Origin of the sequence: Helcobacillus massiliensis, assembly GCF_033106145.1 — a bacterium.
Lineage (GTDB): Bacteria > Actinomycetota > Actinomycetes > Actinomycetales > Dermabacteraceae > Helcobacillus > Helcobacillus massiliensis.
The window spans coordinates 1496656-1515292 of record NZ_CP136959.1 but is presented as its reverse complement, the minus strand read 5'-3'; the positions used below and the strand labels follow the sequence as shown (position 1 = coordinate 1515292).

The 18637-nt window shown below is 69.5% G+C and carries 21 protein-coding genes; 16 read left to right on the top strand and 5 right to left on the bottom strand.

The features are described 5' to 3' along the window. Positions 1 to 15 precede the first annotated feature (15 nt). From R3I40_RS06995 to R3I40_RS06985, 3 genes are all read left to right on the top strand, one after another. Positions 16 to 519, top strand: coding sequence for a hypothetical protein (locus R3I40_RS06995; RefSeq protein ID WP_285261908.1), 504 nt, complete (start codon positions 16 to 18; stop codon positions 517 to 519). Positions 520 to 626: 107 nt separating this feature from the next. Beyond that, a complete protein-coding gene (locus R3I40_RS06990) occupies positions 627 to 2231 on the top strand; it encodes a Na+/H+ antiporter NhaC family protein (RefSeq protein ID WP_285261909.1) in 1605 nt (534 codons plus the stop codon). Between the two features lie 92 nt (positions 2232 to 2323). Further along, positions 2324 to 3127, top strand: coding sequence for an FAD-binding oxidoreductase (locus tag R3I40_RS06985; RefSeq protein ID WP_239376878.1), 804 nt, complete (start codon positions 2324 to 2326; stop codon positions 3125 to 3127). 104 nt (positions 3128 to 3231) lie between these two features. Here R3I40_RS06985 and R3I40_RS06980 read toward each other — a convergent pair whose 3' ends face one another. Then, positions 3232 to 3753 carry a mycothiol transferase gene (locus R3I40_RS06980; RefSeq protein ID WP_239376879.1) on the bottom strand — a complete coding sequence of 174 codons (522 nt, stop codon included), beginning with the start codon at positions 3751 to 3753 and terminating at the stop codon, positions 3232 to 3234. Positions 3754 to 4284: 531 nt separating this feature from the next. On the opposite strand from R3I40_RS06980, the gene R3I40_RS06975 reads away from it, so the two are divergent. Beyond that, positions 4285 to 4659 carry a hypothetical protein gene (locus R3I40_RS06975; RefSeq protein WP_285261910.1) on the top strand — a complete coding sequence of 125 codons (375 nt, stop codon included), beginning with the start codon at positions 4285 to 4287 and terminating at the stop codon, positions 4657 to 4659. 72 nt (positions 4660 to 4731) lie between these two features. Then, positions 4732 to 4953 carry a hypothetical protein gene (locus tag R3I40_RS06970; RefSeq protein ID WP_285261911.1) on the top strand — a complete coding sequence of 74 codons (222 nt, stop codon included), beginning with the start codon at positions 4732 to 4734 and terminating at the stop codon, positions 4951 to 4953. 18 nt (positions 4954 to 4971) lie between these two features. Here R3I40_RS06970 and R3I40_RS06965 read toward each other — a convergent pair whose 3' ends face one another. Then, positions 4972 to 5241, bottom strand: a complete 270-nt coding sequence (locus tag R3I40_RS06965; RefSeq protein WP_285261912.1) for an acylphosphatase — start codon at positions 5239 to 5241, stop codon at positions 4972 to 4974. 76 nt (positions 5242 to 5317) lie between these two features. Between R3I40_RS06965 and R3I40_RS06960 the strand changes: the two genes are divergently transcribed. The 3 genes from R3I40_RS06960 to R3I40_RS06950 all read left to right on the top strand — a co-directional run bounded on the left by R3I40_RS06960 (position 5318) and on the right by R3I40_RS06950 (position 7314). Next, on the top strand, positions 5318 to 6031 hold the full coding sequence (locus tag R3I40_RS06960) for a PIG-L deacetylase family protein (protein ID WP_285261913.1): 714 nt from the start codon (positions 5318 to 5320) through the stop codon (positions 6029 to 6031). 9 nt (positions 6032 to 6040) lie between these two features. Further along, on the top strand, positions 6041 to 6565 hold the full coding sequence (locus tag R3I40_RS06955; protein WP_285261914.1) for an O-acetyl-ADP-ribose deacetylase: 525 nt from the start codon (positions 6041 to 6043) through the stop codon (positions 6563 to 6565). A 107-nt stretch (positions 6566 to 6672) separates the two neighbouring features. Next, entirely contained in the window at positions 6673 to 7314 is a 642-nt protein-coding gene (locus tag R3I40_RS06950; protein ID WP_259923561.1) for a hypothetical protein, read from the top strand. A 99-nt stretch (positions 7315 to 7413) separates the two neighbouring features. Here R3I40_RS06950 and R3I40_RS06945 read toward each other — a convergent pair whose 3' ends face one another. Continuing rightward, positions 7414 to 8337 carry a transglycosylase family protein gene (locus tag R3I40_RS06945; RefSeq protein WP_285261915.1) on the bottom strand — a complete coding sequence of 308 codons (924 nt, stop codon included), beginning with the start codon at positions 8335 to 8337 and terminating at the stop codon, positions 7414 to 7416. A gap of 335 nt (positions 8338 to 8672) precedes the next feature. Here R3I40_RS06945 and R3I40_RS06940 point away from each other — a divergent pair, with 335 nt between their 5' ends. Continuing rightward, positions 8673 to 10037, top strand: a complete 1365-nt coding sequence (locus R3I40_RS06940) for an MFS transporter (RefSeq protein ID WP_183375129.1) — start codon at positions 8673 to 8675, stop codon at positions 10035 to 10037. Between the two features lie 29 nt (positions 10038 to 10066). Here R3I40_RS06940 and R3I40_RS06935 read toward each other — a convergent pair whose 3' ends face one another. Beyond that, entirely contained in the window at positions 10067 to 10747 is a 681-nt protein-coding gene (locus R3I40_RS06935; RefSeq protein WP_285261916.1) for a mismatch-specific DNA-glycosylase, read from the bottom strand. Positions 10748 to 10876: 129 nt separating this feature from the next. On the opposite strand from R3I40_RS06935, the gene R3I40_RS06930 reads away from it, so the two are divergent. From R3I40_RS06930 to R3I40_RS06920, 3 genes are read left to right on the top strand one after another with little or no spacing between them, the layout of a single operon-like run. Next, positions 10877 to 11386, top strand: coding sequence for a phosphoribosyltransferase (locus R3I40_RS06930; RefSeq protein WP_183375125.1), 510 nt, complete (start codon positions 10877 to 10879; stop codon positions 11384 to 11386). Positions 11387 to 11427: 41 nt separating this feature from the next. Further along, positions 11428 to 12045 (top strand): ElyC/SanA/YdcF family protein, encoded by a 618-nt coding sequence (locus R3I40_RS06925; RefSeq protein WP_285261917.1) that lies wholly within the window; start codon positions 11428 to 11430, stop codon positions 12043 to 12045. A gap of 31 nt (positions 12046 to 12076) precedes the next feature. Next, positions 12077 to 13144, top strand: coding sequence for a hypothetical protein (locus tag R3I40_RS06920; RefSeq protein ID WP_285261918.1), 1068 nt, complete (start codon positions 12077 to 12079; stop codon positions 13142 to 13144). Here R3I40_RS06920 and R3I40_RS06915 read toward each other — a convergent pair. Continuing rightward, positions 13114 to 14157, bottom strand: a complete 1044-nt coding sequence (locus tag R3I40_RS06915; protein WP_239376063.1) for a DUF808 domain-containing protein — start codon at positions 14155 to 14157, stop codon at positions 13114 to 13116. The two genes, R3I40_RS06920 and R3I40_RS06915, sit on opposite strands and share 31 nt — an antisense overlap. Before the next feature lie 197 nt (positions 14158 to 14354). On the opposite strand from R3I40_RS06915, the gene R3I40_RS06910 reads away from it, so the two are divergent. The 4 genes from R3I40_RS06910 (at position 14355) to tpx (ending at position 18601) form a co-directional block, all read left to right on the top strand. Continuing rightward, entirely contained in the window at positions 14355 to 15602 is a 1248-nt protein-coding gene (locus R3I40_RS06910) for an MFS transporter (RefSeq protein WP_285261919.1), read from the top strand. Next, positions 15599 to 16912: an MFS transporter gene (locus R3I40_RS06905; protein ID WP_239376065.1), complete on the top strand. Its 1314-nt coding sequence runs from the start codon at positions 15599 to 15601 to the stop codon at positions 16910 to 16912. The genes R3I40_RS06910 and R3I40_RS06905 overlap by 4 nt, the downstream gene beginning before the upstream one ends. A 26-nt stretch (positions 16913 to 16938) precedes the next feature. Further along, positions 16939 to 18000 (top strand): PPK2 family polyphosphate kinase, encoded by a 1062-nt coding sequence (locus tag R3I40_RS06900; protein WP_285261920.1) that lies wholly within the window; start codon positions 16939 to 16941, stop codon positions 17998 to 18000. A gap of 76 nt (positions 18001 to 18076) precedes the next feature. Continuing rightward, the gene (gene tpx, locus R3I40_RS06895; protein ID WP_183375111.1) at positions 18077 to 18601 is read left to right on the top strand and encodes a thiol peroxidase; all 525 of its coding nucleotides are present in this window, start codon (positions 18077 to 18079) and stop codon (positions 18599 to 18601) included. Positions 18602 to 18637: the final 36 nt, after the last annotated feature.

Here is an 18637-nt window from a genome sequence, read left to right as displayed (position 1 = left end):
CAGTATTGTGGTGGTATGACCACCGATCAGGTTCTCGCCCGCCTCGCCGCCTGCGGCATCAGCCCCGTCGATCCGACCTCGTTCGCCCCTGAGGACGATGACCCGTTCTTCATCCTCACCGACGTCGACGACGACGGGGTCGGCACCCTCCGGTACGTGCTCGCCTACGACGCCGAAATGATCGACGATAAGACCGCGTACACGGGCTGGATCCATGAATGGGCCCGCGCCACCGACAGGCCCGACGCCATCGGTGACGTGCAGTCCCACGTCGACTTCGACGGCGGCGCGTCCTTCGTCCAGTGGAGCCTCAACGGGACGCGGACCCGTGTCGACTTCGAGCAGGAGGGCGATTGGATCCATCCCGATGCGGCCGACGCCATCATCGACCAGCTCGGCAGTGTGGAGGGTCGCACTCGACTGTTCATCGACAACGGCCAGGGCGGCGTGTACGCGTGGGTGCTGCCCGGCACCGTCGACCAGTTCACCGAGCTGTTCCCCGAAGCCGAGCGAGCCTGACCGGCCCGGGCGCAGGGGCGCCCACGGGCTGAGCGGGCCGCCGGCCGGGTGAGCGCACTTGCTAAACTCGGCCCACTCAATCCACCTGCTCTTTCTCGAGGAGCGCTGTGCTCACCGCCTACCCCGTCCTCTCCCTGCTGCCGCCGCTGATCGCGATCGCACTGGTGATCCTCACCAAGAAGGTGCTCCCCTCACTCGGCGCCGGCATCATCGTCTCAGCGCTGCTGGTCGCGAACGTCAACCCCCTGAAGGCCGCATCCCTCATCTGGGACGGCATCGTGGGCCTCGTCTGGGCCGACGGAGGCATCGCCTGGGACACGGTCCTGATCATCACCTTCCTGCTGGAGCTCGGCGTCATCACGTCCTTCGTGCTGATGGCGGGCGGAACATCCGCATTCTCCGAGTGGGCCGCGAAGCGCATCCGCTCGCGTCGCGGCGCCCAGGCACTCGGCGGCATCCTCGGCATGGTCATCTTCATCGATGACTACTTCAACGCCCTCGCCGTCGGGCAGGTGGCGCGCCCCATCACGGACCGTCAGCGGGTGTCCCGTGCGAAGCTGGCCTACCTCATCGACTCCAGCTCCGCTCCCGTGGTGGTGCTGGCGCCGTTCTCCTCTTGGGGTGCATCCATCATCGGCATCATGGCCCCGCTGCTGGCGGCGTCTGCGCTGACGCTCAGCCAGGTGGAGGGGTTCCTCCTGGCCGCGTCGATGAACTACTACGCCATCGGCGCCCTCCTGCTGCTGTGGCTGACGATTCTGCTGGAGATCGACTTCGGCGCCATGCGCGCAGAAGAGCGCCGAGCCGCTGATGGTGACGGCGTCATGGCCGAGGACGATGAAGCGCCCGGTCAGCTGTCGGATGACCTGCCCTCCCACGATCCGGGCGCGATGCGGGCGCTAGTGGTGCCGTTCGTGGTGCTGGTCGCCGGAGTCATCGGCGGCATGTACATCACCGGTGGTCTCGCCGCGGGTGCGTGGGGCCCGGTGGAGACCCTCGCCGAAGCGGACGTCACGCTCGCGCTGAACATCGGCGGTCTGATCGCCCTCGGCGTGGCGCTCTACTACTGCCTGCGCTACACCTCCCCGAACCCCGAGTTCACGCCGGGCACGCGTCGCGGCGGTGCCTGGGAGGGCGCGAAGTCGATGATGCCGGCGATCCTCATCCTGATGTTCGCCTGGGTGCTGGCCGCCATGATCGAGGATCTCGGCACCGGGGCCTTCCTCGCTGATGTCGTCCATCAGCTGTCCGTGCCCGCTGTCTGGCTGGTGCCGATCCTGTTCGTGGTGGCCGGTCTGATGGCCTTCGCCACCGGCACATCCTGGGGGTCCTTCGGAATCCTCCTGCCGCTGGCCGGCGAGATGATGAACGCCGTCCAGGGCGGGGACGACGTCCTGCTCGCCGCCTTCGGTGCGGTCCTCGCCGGCGCCGTCTTGGGCGACCACTGCTCGCCGATCTCGGACACCACGATCCTGTCCTCCACCGGTGCGGCCTGCTCGGTGCCCACGCACGTGCGCACCCAGTTGCCGTACGCGATCACCGGTGCGATCGCCGCCCTGGCCGGCTACGTCGTGTTCGCGCTGACCGAGAACGGCATCGTGGGCCTGGTGGTCACGCTGGTGGGCGTCACCCTGGTCGCCTTCGTGGTCCGACGGATCCTTCCGGTCATCCGCATCCCGATCCGCCACCGCCGCTACGAGGCGAAGGCCTGAGGACTCAGCGGATCTGAGGAATCCGTCGGAAAGGACAGCTTCACCATGTCCTCACCGCTGATGTCGCCGAGGCGTGGGACAGCGTCTACTGGATGATGGCGAAGGTCCTCATCGACTTCGAGAAGGACCTCTGCCGGCACCAGGGCGTCCAGCCCGGCGACGTGTTCCACCGGGCCGTGGTCCGCCGGCGCGAGGAGCTCGGTCACGGAGTCATCCGCTTCACCGTGGCCCGGGAGGACGGCGATGCCCTGCCCGGATTCCTGCCCGGCCAGTACATCTCCGTCGGGGTGACCCTGCCCGACGGTGCCCGCCAGCTGCGCCAGTACTCGCTGGTGAACGGTGCCGAGGAGGGCATGCTGACCTTCGCCGTCAAACGGGTTCCCGCACAGGACGACACCCCCGCCGGCGAGGTCTCCAACTGGCTCGGCGACCACGCGGAGGAGGGGAGCGTCATCGACGTGACGGTCTCGTTCGGCGACCTCGTCATCGATGTGGAGGGCGAAGGCCCCGTGGCGCTGATCTCCAACGGCATCGGTGCGACGCCCATGATGGGCATGCTGGAGGCGCTGCACGCGGCCGGCTCCACGCGACCGATCGTGGTGGCCCATGCTGAGGCGAGCGAAGCCGAAGACGTGTTCCGCTCGGAGCGGGCTGCGCTCATCGCGGACCTGCCGAACGCGACGGAGGCTGTTGCCTACTCCCGCACAACGGAGGGGGAAGCGGGCGAGCGCCTGTCAATCGGGGCGCTGAACCTGCCGACCGACGCGTCCGTCTATCTGTGCGGCTCGACCCGGTTCCTCACCAATGCGCGCGCTGAGCTCCAGGAGCTGGGCTTCGCCGACGACCAGGTCCACTTCGAACTGTTCGCCCCCAACGACTGGCTGCTGGACGCCTGACCGGCGCTGCTCTTCGCGGGTGCCCGGCTCGCAACCGGGCACCCGGACGCCTTCGCCCGGACGGCGGGGCCACGTCGACCAGCAAGACCCGTCGGCCGGCCGGCTCACACCCCGAGCGACCAGTCCTCCAGAAGTCCGCGGACGTACGCGGCCTGCCCGCAGTGCGACACGGCGTCATCGATGATGCTGACGATCCGCACTCCCCGCGTCACCGGCGGCTCCCACGACTCGTCCACCACCTCCTCGAGCCGCTCCGCATCCAGCGCCTCGATGTGCTCGACCAGCGCGTCTGCGCAGGAGGAGAGGTAGGACAGGAGGTCCGACGGCCGCTCCACGCGCAGCGCCGCCACGTCCTCAGCGCGGTCCCCGAAACCGAAGTCGTCGGGCCCGCGGTCGATGCCGGTGCGTTCGGCCCACCCGCCCTTCTGCCACACGGTGGTGCCGCCGGTGAGCTGCGCTGTCTGCACATCCATTTGTCGTGCGGCATGCCAGATCAGCCAGGCGATGGAGTTGCCGCGGCCGCCCGGCATGCGGTGCAGGACGTCGGCGGAGATGTCGGTGAGGAGGTGGGCGGCGGCCTGCTCGGGACGTCGCGCGGCGTCGGTGAGGATCACGGGGTGGCTCATGCGCCCACAGTAGCCCGATCGTCCTCGGGTACTTTCTGCGAAAACGGGCGTGGCTCCGCTGCTCTGCGGGGTGGCTCCTGCCGAATCGACCGTTTCGGCACTGTTGGCGAACTGTGGCCGCCGCTGCGTTGGCCCCCGACCAGGACGGGGTCTCGGCTGCCACCGGTGCAGCGAGTTGGGGGGGGGGGACGGGCCGGTCAGGGCCGACGGGCGCTGGCGACGCATCTACCTCGACCTGCCCGGCTCCGGGCGCACCGCCGCCCCGGTCAGGTCAGCGGCTTGGCCCTGCTCGCCCCCGTGGTCGACCCGGTTCCGCCGTCACGAAGCGCATGGACGACTACGACCTGCCGAGCCCTGGACCGGCGCTCGTGGACGTCGACGGACCGGTGCTCATCGTCGCCGCCAGTGCCGTTCACCAAAAGTTTCCTCGAAAATGGTCAAGCAAGGGTAAAGACATGGTTTAGAGTGGTCCGTGTCCAGGTGGGGCGTCGCCGACGCTCCTCCCTCCGAGACCGAGATGAGGTTCCCGCCATGCGCATCACCCGCCGTTCCGCTGCTGTCGCCGCCAGCTCCCTGTTCGCCGCTCTGGCGATCGGCGGCCTCCAGGTCCCCGCTCTCGCGGATGGCGCATCGACCGCCAGCTCCTCGCAGTCCGTGTCCCTCGGCGCCACCGTCTCTCACCTCGGTTCCGGCCTCGTGACGGCAGCTCAGGCCGCCGCCGCTGCCGGTGCGCCTGCTCAGGCCGCCGCCCCGGCCGCCTCCGACGGGGGTCGCCCCCTTCCTGCCGATGCTGTCCAGGCCTCCTCGGTGGTCCCGGCTGGCGTCATCGATGAAGCGGCGGTGGCCGTGATGGTCAGCAAAGACGGCTCGGTGTCCTGCGCCTTCTGGGAGCACGGTGAAGGGTAGTGCGGAGCGCTGGCCGCCCAGGACGGGCGCCACGGTGCGGATGAGAATGGTCAGCCCAAGTGGATGCTCAGCATGACCGGCAACAACCCCATGGAGTTCTACTCCTACGACGCCGCGGGCGACGACACCCCGTGGGGCGCGGCCGGTGGCGACATTCAGGTGGTCGAGCCCGGCCAGACGGTCACCTACGGCGACTTCGCCTGCACCGGCACCGAGGCCGGCGGCATGACCTGCTGGAACCTCACCGACAAATCCATCGACGCCCACTTCGAGGACGGCGACCTGGTGAAGTGACGCCCGTGGCCCGCTGGCTCAGCGGATTTCGAACCGCCCGTCGCCGGCGCGGTGCTCGATCTCTTCGGAGTGAACAGCATCGACACCGGCTGCGGGCGGTCCGTCATGGCAGGCCCGCTCCAGCTCATCGACGGCCTCCGTCGGCCCGCTGACCTCTGCCTCCACGCTGCCATCGGGGAGGTTGCGCACCCAGCCGGACAGGCCGAGCTGGTCGGCGGTGTGCTGGGTCCAGAAGCGGTACCCGACCCCTTGAACCCGGCCGGTGATGACGAAGCGTCTGCGGATCATGGGTCCTCCTGTTCTGAATCTGCTGGGGCGCCGACGCGGCCCGGGGCTGTCCAGGGTAAGTGCTTACGCTCTCAGCATGATGAGCCCTGATGACCGCACTCCCGAGAACCTGCCCGTCTTCGACTCGAGCGGCATGTCCCGCGTGCTCGTGGTGATCGCCCACCCGGATGACGCCGAGTACGGCCTGTCCTGCGCCGTCAACCGGTGGACTCGCTCCGGCATCGAGGTGTCGTATCTGCTGCTCACCCACGGTGAGGCGGGGATCCGCACCATGCACCCGTCGGAAGCCGGACCGGTGCGGGCAGAGGAGCAGCGCCGCGCCTGTGCGGCCGTCGGGGTGAGCGACCTTGCCATCCTCGACCACCCCGACGGCATGATGGAGCCCACCCTGCAGCTGCGCCGCGACATCGCGGAGCGGATCCGCATCGTCCAGCCGGACACCGTGGTGACTGCCAACTTCGATGTTGAGGCGTACGGCGGATTCAACCAGGCCGACCACCGCGTCTCCGGTCTCGCCGCCGTTAATGCGGTCGCCGCCGCGGACAACCCATGGGTGTTCACCGACCTCGACCTCAAACCCCACAAGGTCAGTCGCATCCTCATCCACGGTGCGGCGGCTCCCACCCACCGGATCGAGCTGGAGGAGGAGGACGTGCAGGCCGGCATCACGTCCCTCGCCGCGCACGAGGCGTACTTCGAGGCGCTGCCGAACCACCCGAAGCCGGAGCCGTTCATCCGCTCGATGGTGGAGCCGCATGGCCTCATGATCCGGGTGCAGGACCTCCGCTGAGCCGTGCCCATGGACCTGATCATCACCCCCGGTGACATCACCGCCCTGAGCGTGGACGCGATTGTCAACGCCGCGAACTCCGGCCTGCTCGGAGGCGGGGGAGTGGACGGCGCCATCCACCGTGCCGGCGGCCCCGAGATCCTCGCCGAATGCCGACGGATCCGCGATGAGCAGCTGCCCGAGGGCCTCCCCGCAGGCCAGGCCGTTGCCACCACCGCCGGGCGCCTCGATGCCCGGTGGGTGATCCACACCGTCGGTCCCGTCTTCGCGAAGAGTGAGGACCGCTCCGCCACCCTGGCCTCCTGCTACCGCGAATCCCTCCTGCTCGCCGGCCGGCTCGGCGCGCGCTCGATCGCCTTCCCCGCGATCTCGGCCGGCATCTACGGCTGGCCGATGGACGATGCCGCGCGGATCGCCGTGGGCACCATCCGCTCCCTCGAGGGAGAGGAGATGGTCGCGGGGGTGCAGGAAGTGCACCTGGTGCCGTTCGGTCCGCAGGCGGAGGCTGCGTTCCGCGCTGCGCTCGCAGGCTGATCGCGTGGCGCCCGACGGGGACCGCACACCATGGGCCAACCTGCCGGGGTGCGTGACTGCCGTTACCCTGGAAGGGATCGTGTCATCCACTGACCCCAGGAGGGCCCATGGCCACCACAACCGTTGACAACCGCCGCTCGCCCGGCATGGCGAAAGCCGGCAAGGTCCTGATGATCCTCGGCGCCGTCATCCTGCTGCTCAGCCTCATCGTGGGCGGAATCCTCGCCTACCGCGGCGGCTCCGGAGTGGTCGAGACCATGGATGACCTCCAGACCATCAACAACGGTCAGGCCACGGTCTCGGCTGAGGAGGGCGATGTGCTCCTGCTTCTGAAGCGCGAGAGCGCAGCGACTGCCCCCAGCTGCCAGGTGACCGGCCCGGACGGCCAGGACGTCCCGTTGGAGACCCCGACCACCTCCACCACCATCAACGAGTGGAAGAGCTTCGCGGCGTTCACGCCCTCGACCTCCGGTGACCACTCCATCACCTGTGACGCCGAAGCAGCAGTCTCCCCGCCGCTGAGCGTGAGCGGCATCTTCGGCGCGGTCGGCGGCGTCCTTCTGCTGATCGGCGGCTCCCTGCTGGGCCTGTTCCTGCTGGGTCTCGGCCTGCTGCTGTGGCTGCTGGGCCGCCGCAGGAAGCAGACGGACTATGTCCAGCCGGTGCAGACCGTACAGCACCCCGGTCAGGCAACCCAGCCCGGTCAGCGCGACCAGTTCCCGAACGGCGGCCCCGGCCAGTCCCACTGATATCGGCAGTCCGCTCCAGCATGGCAGCACCCCCGTGATCCGCTGCGGATCACGGGGGTGCTGCTGTCAGGTCTGCGGGTCAGTGACCGGCAGGACTGATCAGTAGAGGTTCAGGAACAGCTGGAGGACGCGCACGGTCTGCTCGTCGTTCAGGTCCTTCGCACCGTTGTGGGTGGCGCCCACCTCGTGCTGAAGCCCCTTCATGGTCTCGGGGCCGACGACGCCGTCCTGCTCAGCCTTGGACCACTTCTGCAGGGCGATGATGGTCTCCTCGTTCATCTCGCCGGTCTGCTCAACACCCAGCCAGTCCTGCAGGGCGGTGATGGTCTTAGGGCCCATCTTGCCGTCCACCTCGAGGGTGCCGGCGACGGACAGGTCAGGAGCGCCGACGGTGCCCTTCGACGCTCGCTTCGGCGCGTCAGACTTCTTCTGCTTCGGCTGTGCCTCCTGCTTCGGAGCCTCCTGCTTCCGCTCCTGCTTCGGAGCCTCCTGCTTGCGCTCGGGCTGAGCCTGACGCTTCTCCTTCTTCGGGGTGTCCTTCTGCTTCGGGGCGTCCTGCTTGCGCTCAGAGGTGTCCTGACGCTTCTCCTGCTTGGGGGCGTCCTGCTTCTTCTCCTTCTTGGGCGCCTTCTCCTGCGTCTCCTTGGCCGGCTTGGACGACGTATCAGCGCCGCCGCTCAGGAACTTGCCGCAGTTCGGCCATGCACCCGCGCCCTGGTTGTCGAGCACGCGCTCAGCAACGGCGATCTGCTGCGACTTGGATGCCTGATCGGCGGTGGGGGCGTACTCGGTGCCGCCGTGGCCTGCCCAGGTCTCGGCAGAGAACTGGAGGCCGCCGTAGTAGCCGTTGCCGGTGTTGATGGACCAGTCGCCGCCGGACTCGCACTCGGCCACGCCGTCCCAGCCGGACGCAGCGTGGGCCTCCTGGCCCGAGGTGGCGATGACACCGGTGGCGAGGACGGCGCCGCCGCCCAGCGCGAGGACGATGCGACGGCTGAAGTTCGAAATGATGGAGGTGCTCATGGAGGACGGATCCTTCGTCGAATCGGGTTCGTGATGACGCCTCGACGCTACGACCCGCCCCACCCACCTCTGCAAGGACCCCGGGCAGAACTTTGGGGAGGTTTGAAGCGCCGAACCGGGGCGTGCAAAAAGCGGACCAAACCTGGGGGAGGGACGTGATGAAGTCACAAAATCCCCAGATTCCGGTCGGATTGTGCTCAGCCCCGGCCCTTTTCGGCCCTTCCGGCTCCGCCCCCAGCTCCCGCCTCGGCCGGACCCGTGACCCGGCCGAACCTGTCCCGGCGCGCCCTGCGGCTGTATTCTGACCGCTCCGAATCCCTGCCCTTCTTGGAGCCATGAGCACCGCAGCCCCACCCCGCCTGACCTCCGACGAGGTCGTCCAGTCCCTTCCGTTCCGCTGGCCCGTTCAGGGCCGCATCTTCATCATCGGCGGCCTCGGCTTCATGTTCGACGCCTGGGACGTCGCCCTCAACGGCGCGCTGATCCCCGCCGCCGTGCAGGAATGGGGCATCAGCCGCCCCGAAGCCGCCCTGCTGTCGACCGCGAACCTGCTCGGGATGGCGCTCGGCGCCATCGTCTGGGGCACGATCGCGGACCGGGTGGGTCGGCGCCGCGCCTTCTCCCTGACACTGCTCATCTTCACGGTCTTCACCGCAGCCGGCGCCCTCGCGCCGTCGTTCGCGGTGCTGGCGGCGTCCCGCTTCCTCGCCGGCATCGGCCTCGGCGGCTGCATCCCCGTGGACTACGCACTCATCGGCGAGTTCACTCCGAGGAGGGTCCGTGGTCGTGTCCTGACCGCGATGGACGGCTGGTGGCCCGTCGGTGCCGCCGCCGCGTTCTTCGTCTCCGCGGGTCTGCTCGCCGCGACCGGCACGTGGCGGCTGTCGCTCGCGATCATGATCCTGCCGGCGCTGCTGGTGTTCTGGGTGCGGCGCGATATTCCCGAATCGCCCCTGTTCCTCGCCCGGCAGGGTCGGGAGGCGGAGGCCCGAGCTGTCGTGGACAGGCTCGTGGAGGCCACCGGCGCCCCGAGGCGCGAGTATGTCGTCGCGGCTGCTGAGCTGGACACGCGTCGGCGCACCGGCAACCCCATCACCGCAGCGTTCGACCAGCTGGCGGCGCTGTGGAGGGAAGCTCCGCGCATCACCGCGGTGTCCTGGGGACTGTTCGGCACGATCCTGCTGGTGTACTACCTGGCGCTGAACTGGATGCCGTCGATCCTGCAGGATGCCGGACTCGGCCGCATCGCCGCTCTGGTCTCCGGTGCGGGGATGGCGCTGGCGGGCCTCATCGGGGTGGTGGTCGCGGCTGTGCTGGTGGAGAGAGTGGGCCGACGGGTGCTGCTGGCGGCATCGGCTCCGGCCGCTGGCCTGCTGCTGGTGCTGGTGGCGGTGACGCTGGATGATCCGCGCGGCGCCGTGGTGTGGCTGCTGGTGTTCGGCGTCATCATCCAGATCTCCGTGCCCGTGCTCTACACCTACGTCTCCGAGCTGTATCCGACTCATCTGCGGGCATCCGGCTTCGGCTGGGCATCGACGATGAGTCGCGTCAGCGCCGGTGTGGGACCGCTGCTGTTCGCCGTGGCGTGGCCCGTGATGGGGCTGGGGGCATCGTTCGCTGTGGCGCTCGCGCTGGTGGCGGCGGCGGTGATGGCGATGCTGCTGCTGGCACCGGAGACCGCGGGCCGGGACCTCCGTTGACCCGCGGTCCGGTGCCCTGCGTGGAGGGTTCAGGTGCGCCCGATGTCCGCGAGGACTTCGCGCCATTTCTCGGCGAGCGAATCGATGTTCTCGTGCGCGTTCAGGCCGGACGGCTGCGGCACCACCCAGAGCGCGGTCCCCGTCGGCCAGCGTGGGAGGTCCTCCGGCAGGGCCGACGGGTCCTGCCGCCCCAGCTGCGCCTTCGGCAGTCGGAACGCGGTGCGGTACGCGGTGATGCCGGCGATGGCGACCGCGCGCGGCCGCAGCTCCTGCACGCGGTGGACCAGTCGCACCCCTGCCGCGCGCAGTTCCTCTCGGCTGAGCTGGTCGGCGCGGGCGGTGGCGCGGCCGATGAGGTTCGTCAGGCCGATGCCGCGGCGCAGAAGTGCGAGTGCGTCCTCATCGGTGAGACCGAGGGAGCAGTCCACGACAGCGTCGGTCATGCCCGCGCGGTTGAGAGCGGGCCAGAAGCGGTTGCCGGGCCGTGCGAACGGGGCGTTCACGGCGGCGGTCCACAGCCCTGGGTTGATGCCGACGATCAGCAGGTCCAGGCGGTGGGAGGCGCCAGCGGGCAGCACATCGTCCACACCGTTCGGGTCGGCGGTGTCGACGGCGGCGAGGTCAGCCCGGGTGGGCTTCGCACCGCCCAGCGGCGACGGCCGCTGCGGCCGCAGAGCCACGGTGCGGTGCAGGTCAGTGGGGGAGGTCATGGCCCGATAGTAGGGGCCGGGCCTGGACCGGTGGGCGTGAGGTTCGTGAACCTCTGCAGATCTGCTGGTGACCGGCGCCGCGGCCGCGGATACGATGGTGACCCGACCATTCTCACCGGAGGAGACCCCGTGACCCAGGCGTACCACGCAGATTCCAGTGACCTCGAGACCAAGGAGGTCCTCACCTGGGACCTGTTCGGCACCGCGTCGCGCGAGCTGGCGCAGACGATCGCCGATTCCGACTTCGAACCGGAGATCGTCATCGCGGTGGCCCGCGGCGGACTGCTGCCCGCTGGTTCGCTCGCGTACGCCCTCGGTCTGAAGCTGGCCGACGCCATCAACGTCGAGTTCTACACGGACGTCCACGAGACGCTGCCGGATCCGGTGCTGCTGGAGCCGATGCTGGACACCAACGCCATCACGGGCAAGCGCCTGCTGGTGGTGGACGACGTCGCTGACTCCGGGCGCACTCTCGCGCTCGTGCTGGAGCTGCTGGAGGCGCAGGGCGCCGAGGCCCGCTCCGCCGTTCTCTACGCCAAGTCCGCATCCGTGGTGGAGCCCACCTACGTGTGGAAGCGCACCGACGACTGGATCGTGTTCCCGTGGTCCGCTGAGCCTCCGGTCACCCGCTCGAAGTGACCCGCGCCGGGCGCGGATCGCGCCGCCGCCCCCGATGGGCCGTGGCCGGTGCGGTCGGGATCGGTGTCGCCGTCATCGCGGCCAGTGAGGTGATCGACCAGCTCGCCTCCCGCAGCCTCGTCACCCCCACGTCCAGCGAAGCGTCCGGCGGGGGAGCAGCCGACGGGTCCCGCACCCTCATCGTCCTCGGCTACGGCCAGTCCGGCACTCGCGCCGGGCTGATCAACCGGTTCCGGGTCCGCCAGGCGCTGCGCACTGCCTACGTGTGGGAGGCCGACGGCACCGGGCCGTGCACCCTGCTGATGTCCGGCGGCGCCGTGCGCGGTGACATCCCCGAGGCGCACCTGCTGCGTGATGAGGCCATGCGCTGCGGCTTCACCGGTGAGATCCAGCTCGATGCGCTGGCGCGCAGCACCGAGGAGAACGTCCTCAACACGCTGGCGGCGGTCGAATCATCCCGCGACGCCGCCTACATCTCCCACCCGCTGCATTCCCTCCTGGCGCGCCGCTACCTGCGCCACCTGCGACCGGAGCTGCTGAGGCGGATCCGCCGCGCCGATGACGTGCGCATCCTCGAATGGGGGCCGCTGCGGCCCATCATGACCGTGATCGGGCTGCGGGAGCTGCGACGTGTGCGCCGCCTGCACGCCGGTGCGTGAAAACCGGCCCCCTATCGGAGACGATGGAGCCATGACCCTGCCCTTCCCCGACTCCGCCCCGCCCAGCGACGGCCCCGCCCACCTGGAGGCACAGCAGCCCGTTCTGGACGAGCTGTTCGCCCACGCCTCCTCCCACGCCGGCGGCCGCGACTCCCTGCTGGACGCGATGGAGTTCGCCGGTCGCTTCCCCACCCTGTCCTGCTACAACGCGTCGCTGGTGCACCTGCAGCGGCCCCGAGCCCAGTTCGTGGCGACCCGCCGCACCTGGACGAGGGACCTGCACCGCACGATCCGCCCCGGGGCGATCCCCCTGATCGTGCTGCGCCCGTTCGGCCCCATCGACCTGATGTACGACATCGCCGACACCGACGGCCCCCACCCGGTGCCGCAGAGCGTCCTGCACCCCCTGCGCAGCCTCGGCCCCGTCACAGCGGCCGGTGCGGCGCAGCTGGTGCGCCTCATCGAGCAGGCGGGCGGCCGCGAGCATATTGCCGCCGTCTGCGCCCAGGCGGAGGAGGCGGAAGGGACACAGGGGCCGACGGACCCCGCCGATCTGATCGCCGCGGTTCTGCGCGCCCTGGCGCATGCGCTGCTGGGCCACCTCACCCCGTCGACGGAGCCGCCCGTCCAGGTCCTGCGCACCGTCACCCCGCAGGGACGCCGTGAACTGGGGCCGAGGGCGCAGGACTTCGAAGCGGACGCCGTGGTGGCGCTGGTGCTGCGGCGGGCGTCAGTGGAGCACCCGTCGGCCGCGATCCCTCGGGCGGACGACGCCGGCCTGCTCGCGGCTGTGAGCCCGGAGGCGATCTTCACCGCGGTCAAGCACATCGAAGCGCTCGCGGGCAGGCGCCTGCTGGGGGAGCAGCTGCGGGCTGTTCCCCATCAGGGGGACCATCCGCAGCTGATGCCGCGCGGAGGATCGGGGAAGGCGGGGGCGGCCGAGGTGAGCCCGTGGGATCAGCCGTCGCTGTTCGACGCCTCCGGTTCCGCCGCCGATCCCGACACTGCCGACCTCGAGGCCGTCGATCCCGAGGCCGAGGATGCTCCTGCCGATTCCGCTGGCGAACCTCAGGACTCGGAGGAGCCCTCCGGCCGATAGGCATGGCTGCCGGTGCCGGCGGCGGCGCCTCCCGTGCGCTCACGGCCCGCCCGGACGGTGGGAGCGCCGTCCTCGTGGCCCTTTCCGCGCAGCCTCTGGATCAGGGCGACGACGCCGACCATCACCGATCCCCAGATGATGCCGAGGATCAGCGAGCAGACCGTCTCCACCAGCCAGGAGAGGAAGCCCCCGATGCCGGCGAGGCCCGCGACCGGGCCCTGCAGGGCGTGCACGAGGTTCTCCGGGGCGTGCCAGCCCAGTTCGTCGAGGCCCACGAGGATGATGTGGCCGCCCACCCACAGCATGGCGAGCATGCCGACGTACTCGATGATGCGCAGCACCACCGGCATCGCCCTGACGAGCGCTTCGCCGAACTTCGCCGCACCGGCGGAGTCCTTCGTCATCATCGCCAGGCCGATGTCGTCCAGCTTCACCAGCAGCGCCACCACGCCGTACACGGCGACGGTGATGACCACGGCCACCACGATGAGGGTGATCAGGCGTGACCAGAAGGCTTCGTCGGCGACCTCCTTCAGGGAGATGACCATGATCTCCGCGGACAGGATGAAGTCGGTGCGGACAGCGCCGCTGACCACTGACTTCTCCGCGTCCGCGCCGCGCTGCACAGCGGGTTCATCACCGGCTGTGTGATGCTCGAGGAGGCCGATGAGCTGCAGGATCTTGTGCGCCCCCTCGTAGCAGAGGTAGGTGCCGCCCATCATCAGCAGCGGGGTCAGCAGCCACGGGATGAACTGGCTGAGCAGCATCGCCAGCACGATGATGATCGCCTTGTTGATGAGGGAGCCGCGCGCGATCTTCGCGATGATCGGCAGCTCCCGTTTGGGGTCCACGCCCTTGACGAACTGCGGGGTGACGGCCGTGTCATCCACGACGACGCCGGCGGCCTTCGCGCTGGCGCGCCCGGACGCGGCGGCGATGTCATCGGCGTTCGCGGCGGCCATGCGCGCGAGTGCAGCGACATCATCCAGCAGGGCGGCGAGTCCACCAGCCATGGGCAACCCCTTCCAGAGGGAACGGTCGTGATCGAATCGTCGCCAATGGTAGCGACCGCCGGCCCCACCAGCCCGCAAGCAGCCTGGACCGCGCTGGTGATGCCCGCCACCGTGCTTGGCGCTGTCCCCACCGCGCCGATACCCTCGATCGGGGCCCGCGCCGCGGACCGGCAGAAGCGATGCGGGAGGGAGGATACGTGCACAGCGAGCAGGCGAACGAGCACGGCACCCAGCACCCGTCGGCCCCGCTGTGGGGACGCGTGGTCCTCCTCGGCTTCGGCATCTTCACCCTCGTCACCCTCGAACAGCTGCCGATCGGCCTCCTGCCGCTGATGACCTCCGATCTCCACGCCACCGACGGCGCCATCGGCCTCGCGGTCACCCTGCCGGGCATCCTCGCCGCCGTCATCGCCCTGATCCTGCCCGGCATCACCCGCGGCATCGACCGCCGGCTCATCCTCGTGGCGTCGCTCGCCGCCGTGGTGCTGTCCACGGTCGGATCGGCGCTCGCCCCCAGCACCGGCGTGCTGATGGCCTCGCGCATCCTCACCGGCTTCGCCATCGGCATGTACTGGCCGGTGATGCCGCAGGTGGCTCTCGCGCACGTGCCGCGCCGCCACAGCGCCGCCGCCCTGTCCATTGCGTTCGCCGGTGTCGGCTCCGCGGTGCTGCTCGGCATTCCGCTGTCCACATGGCTCGGCACCACGGTCGGATGGCGCGAATCGTTCCTGCTGGTCGGCGGCATCGCCGCCGTCGTCGGGGTGCTGCAGCTGCTCGTGCTGCGACCGGTCCACTCTCAGGTTGCGGAGACCGTCCGCTCCACGCTGCGGGCCCTGTCCATCCCCACCGTGAAGTACGGATTCCTGCTCGCGTGCACCGCCGTCACCGCCCAGTTCATCTCCTACGCCTACGTCACCCGGATCCTCGAGCAGCTCGGCGGCGTGCGGATCGAGCACATCTCCGCGTTCCTGCTCGCCTACGGCATCGTCGGCCTGCTCGGCAACTTCGCTGGCGGCGCCGTCCTGCACCGCAGCCCCTGGGGATCGGTGTGCCTGCTCGTGGGCGGCATGATCACTGCGCTCACCCTCATGGTCACGATCGTCCACGACCCCGTCACCGCGCTCATCGCCACCGTGGTCTGGGGCTCTTTCGCCGGGATGCTTTCCGTCACCGTGCAGGGCTTCGTCCTCTCCGGGGCCGGGGACCGGGAGGACGCCGCAGTCGCCATCAACGCCTCCGCCTTCAACGGCGCGATCGCCTTGGGCGCCCTCATCGGCGGCATCCTCGTGGACCGCTCCGGCATCATCGCCGCGCTCACCGCCAGTCTCGCGCTGCTCGCCGTCAGCGCTGGCATCCTGGCCGCGTTCCGGCTGCGCCAGCCCACCCGAGAGGGGGCCGACGGAGCCCCCAGTCCCACCACAGCACCCGAAGGAGGCACCGCATGATCGACGACCCCACCGACGCCGGCGACACCCGCGCCCGCGACTGGGACGAGAACGAGCCCTCCACCACCACCGGCGCCATCCCCGTGTCCACCGGCGCGATCCCCGTGGTGCCCGAGCACCCCGAAGACACCGCTGAGCCGGCGCGATCGAACTGGCTCGCCGTGGCCACCCTCGCCATCGGCATCTTCGTGCTCGTCACCATCGAAGAGCTCCCCATCGGAGTGCTCACCCTCATCAGCGACGACCTCGGGATCAGCCGCGGATCCGTCGGCCTCGCCGTCACGCTCCCCGGCGTCCTCGCCGCCGCCATCACCCTGGTCACCCCGCGCCTGTCCCGCGGCCGCGATCGACGCATCATCATCCTCGTCGCGCTCGCCATGGTGATCGTGTCCTGCGTCCTCACCGCCGTCAGCTGGGACCTGATGAGCCTGCTGTTCTCCCGCGTGTTCGCCGGGTTCGGCATCGGCCTCTACTGGGCGGTGATGCCGCTGGTGGCGATGGGGCAGGTGCGCAGCGAGCAGATCCCCCGCGCCCTGACGATCGTCTTCTCCGGAGTGGGGGCCGCCCTGATCTTCGGCCTGCCGCTGGCGACCTGGCTCGGCGACTCCTTCGGATGGCGGATGGCGTTCGTGCTGGTGGGCGCGATGTCCCTGGTGGTCGGTGTGATCGTGCTGGCGATCGTGACCCCGTCGGTCTCCACCGCCGCGAGCACTGTGCGCCGAACCCTCGGGGCGATCACGCACCCCGCCATCGGCACTGCAGTGCTGCTGACCGCACTGCTGCTGACCGCGGAGTTCATCACCTACAGCTACATCCGCCCCATCCTGATCGACGTGGCCGGGGTTCCCGGCTCCTCCACGTCCCTGTTCCTGATGGTGTTCGGCACGCTCGGGCTCGTCGGCAACTTCGCCGCCGGGGCCCTGGTGTCGCGCACCCCGGTGCTGGCGATCCTGGTGCTCGCGATCGGCTCGGGACTGTCCGTCGCCGCCCTCATGTGGCTGATGCACGGTCCGATCGCTGCGGGCATCGTGCTCGCCGCATGGGGCTTCTTCTCCGGCATGATCAGCGTGTCCTCGCAGGCGATGGCGCAGTTCCGCGCCGGTGACCGCGTGGATGACGCCACCGCGCTCAACACCGCCGCCGCCACCAGCGCCATCGCGGTGGGGGCGCTCATCGGCGGTGTGCTCGTGGACTCCTTCGGCCTGCACGCCCCCATGATCGCTTCGCTCGTGCTGACGGTCATGGCCGTGGCCGTGGTGCTCGTCTTCCACCTCCGATTCGACCGCGACGGGGAGCATGAGCGGGCCTGACAGCCACAACCAGTACGCTGTGCCCCATGTCACCATCGAAGAAGAAGGCCGAGAAGAAGGCCGCGAAGAAGTCCGCCACCCGCACCGACGAGCTGAAGAAGCTCGACAAGAAGGCTGCGAAGAAGGCCGCAAAGAAAGCCGAGAAGAAGAAGGCCGAGCAGAAGAAGGTCGAGAAGAAGGCGGAGAAGCTCACCGCTGCCGGCTTCTGCGTCCAGCCGTCCCAGCGCGCGAAGGTCAGCGTCCGCGACATCGACCCGCGCTCCACGCCCGGCTTCGACGGTGACAAGGCCGCCGGTCAGGAGCTCCTCGCCCTGCAGTCCGAGCGCCTGTCCGAACTGCAGGAGCGGCTATGGGCCGCCCACTCCGGTCGCGTTCCGGGGCGCCGCGCCGGTCGCAGCGTGCTCCTGGTGGTCCAGGGCATGGACACCTCCGGCAAGGGCGGCATCATGCGCCACGTCGTGGGGGCGGTCGACCCGCAGGGCGTGGACATCACCGCGTTCAAGGCGCCCACCGAGGAGGAGAAGTCCCACCACTTCCTGTGGCGCGTCCGCCCGCACCAGCCGGAGCCCGGCATGATCGGCGTGTTCGACCGCTCCCACTATGAGGACGTGCTCATCCACCGCGTCCACGGCTGGGCCGATGACGAGGAGATCGCGAAGCGGTACCGCTCCATCAAGACCTTCGAGAAGGAGATGGCCGACGACGGCGTCATCGTCCTCAAGGTCATGCTCCACATCTCGAAGGACAAGCAGTGGGAGCGCCTCTTCGAACGCCTGCAGCGGGAGGACAAGCACTGGAAGTTCGCCGTCTCCGACCTCACCGAGCGCCGCCGCTGGGACGACTACATGGATGCGTACGACGCCGCCATCGCCGCCACCAGCACCCGCACCGCCCCCTGGCACATCATCCCCGCGGACCGCAAGTGGTACGCCCGTCTCGCGGTGCAGAACCTGCTGATCCAGGCGCTGGAGGACATCGACCCGCAGTGGCCGAAGGCCCGGTTCGATGTGGAGAAGGCGAAGCAGCGCATGCTGGACGAGCCCGGCCACCCGCTCGTGGACGATGCCACCGGCGCCACCGAGAAGTGACACGTCAGGGCTTTGTCAGCTTCATGGCTGACAGTGGCACCGGCACAGCAACTACCAGCACTCCAGGAGGATGACCATGGCCCAGATCAGTCTGCGCGGCGAGCAGGTCGAGACCGTCGGCGACCTGCCGAAGGTGGGCGAAAAGCTCCCCGACTTCACTCTCGTCGGCACCGACCTCAGCGAGATCACCAAGAACGACTTCGCCGGCAAGCGACTCGTTCTGAACATCTTCCCGTCGATCGACACGGGCGTCTGCCAGGCCAGCGTCCGCGAGTTCAATAAGAAGGCCGACGGCGAGGGCGACGTGGTGGTCCTTGCAGTCTCCAAGGATCTGCCGTTCGCCTTCGACCGCTTCTGCGGGGCCGAAGGCATCGACTCGGTCGTCTCAGCGTCCGCATTCCGCTCCGACTTCGGTGAGGACTACGGCGTCACCATGACGTCCGGCGGTCTGAAGGGTCTGCTGTCCCGCTCCGTCGTCGTCGCCGACGAGGACGCCACGATCCTGTACACCGAGCAGGTGCCGGAGATCGGCCAGGAGCCCGACTACGACGCCGCCTGGAGCGCCCTCACCGGCGAGACCCCCGGCAGCGCCGGCCTCTGACACCGACGCCCACCCGCACCGGACCCGGTGATGCGG

Bases quoted from the DNA above. Each gene is read 5' to 3' on its own strand.
- R3I40_RS06940 (WP_183375129.1), top strand. From the start codon at position 8,673: ATGAGCACCGCAGCCCCACCCCGCCTGACCTCCGACGAGGTCGTCCAG.
- R3I40_RS06995 (WP_285261908.1), top strand. From the start codon at position 16: ATGACCACCGATCAGGTTCTCGCCCGCCTCGCCGCCTGCGGCATCAGC.
- R3I40_RS06970 (WP_285261911.1), top strand. From the start codon at position 4,732: ATGACCGGCAACAACCCCATGGAGTTCTACTCCTACGACGCCGCGGGC.
- R3I40_RS06935 (WP_285261916.1), bottom strand. From the start codon at position 10,747: ATGACCTCCCCCACTGACCTGCACCGCACCGTGGCTCTGCGGCCGCAG.
- R3I40_RS06955 (WP_285261914.1), top strand. From the start codon at position 6,041: ATGGACCTGATCATCACCCCCGGTGACATCACCGCCCTGAGCGTGGAC.
- R3I40_RS06920 (WP_285261918.1), top strand. From the start codon at position 12,077: ATGACCCTGCCCTTCCCCGACTCCGCCCCGCCCAGCGACGGCCCCGCC.
- R3I40_RS06985 (WP_239376878.1), top strand. From the start codon at position 2,324: ATGATGGCGAAGGTCCTCATCGACTTCGAGAAGGACCTCTGCCGGCAC.
- R3I40_RS06960 (WP_285261913.1), top strand. From the start codon at position 5,318: ATGATGAGCCCTGATGACCGCACTCCCGAGAACCTGCCCGTCTTCGAC.
- R3I40_RS06945 (WP_285261915.1), bottom strand. From the start codon at position 8,337: ATGAGCACCTCCATCATTTCGAACTTCAGCCGTCGCATCGTCCTCGCG.
- R3I40_RS06975 (WP_285261910.1), top strand. From the start codon at position 4,285: ATGCGCATCACCCGCCGTTCCGCTGCTGTCGCCGCCAGCTCCCTGTTC.
- R3I40_RS06980 (WP_239376879.1), bottom strand. From the start codon at position 3,753: ATGAGCCACCCCGTGATCCTCACCGACGCCGCGCGACGTCCCGAGCAG.
- R3I40_RS06965 (WP_285261912.1), bottom strand. From the start codon at position 5,241: ATGATCCGCAGACGCTTCGTCATCACCGGCCGGGTTCAAGGGGTCGGG.
- tpx (WP_183375111.1), top strand. From the start codon at position 18,077: ATGGCCCAGATCAGTCTGCGCGGCGAGCAGGTCGAGACCGTCGGCGAC.
- R3I40_RS06900 (WP_285261920.1), top strand. From the start codon at position 16,939: ATGTCACCATCGAAGAAGAAGGCCGAGAAGAAGGCCGCGAAGAAGTCC.
- R3I40_RS06915 (WP_239376063.1), bottom strand. From the start codon at position 14,157: ATGGCTGGTGGACTCGCCGCCCTGCTGGATGATGTCGCTGCACTCGCG.
- R3I40_RS06905 (WP_239376065.1), top strand. From the start codon at position 15,599: ATGATCGACGACCCCACCGACGCCGGCGACACCCGCGCCCGCGACTGG.
- R3I40_RS06950 (WP_259923561.1), top strand. From the start codon at position 6,673: ATGGCCACCACAACCGTTGACAACCGCCGCTCGCCCGGCATGGCGAAA.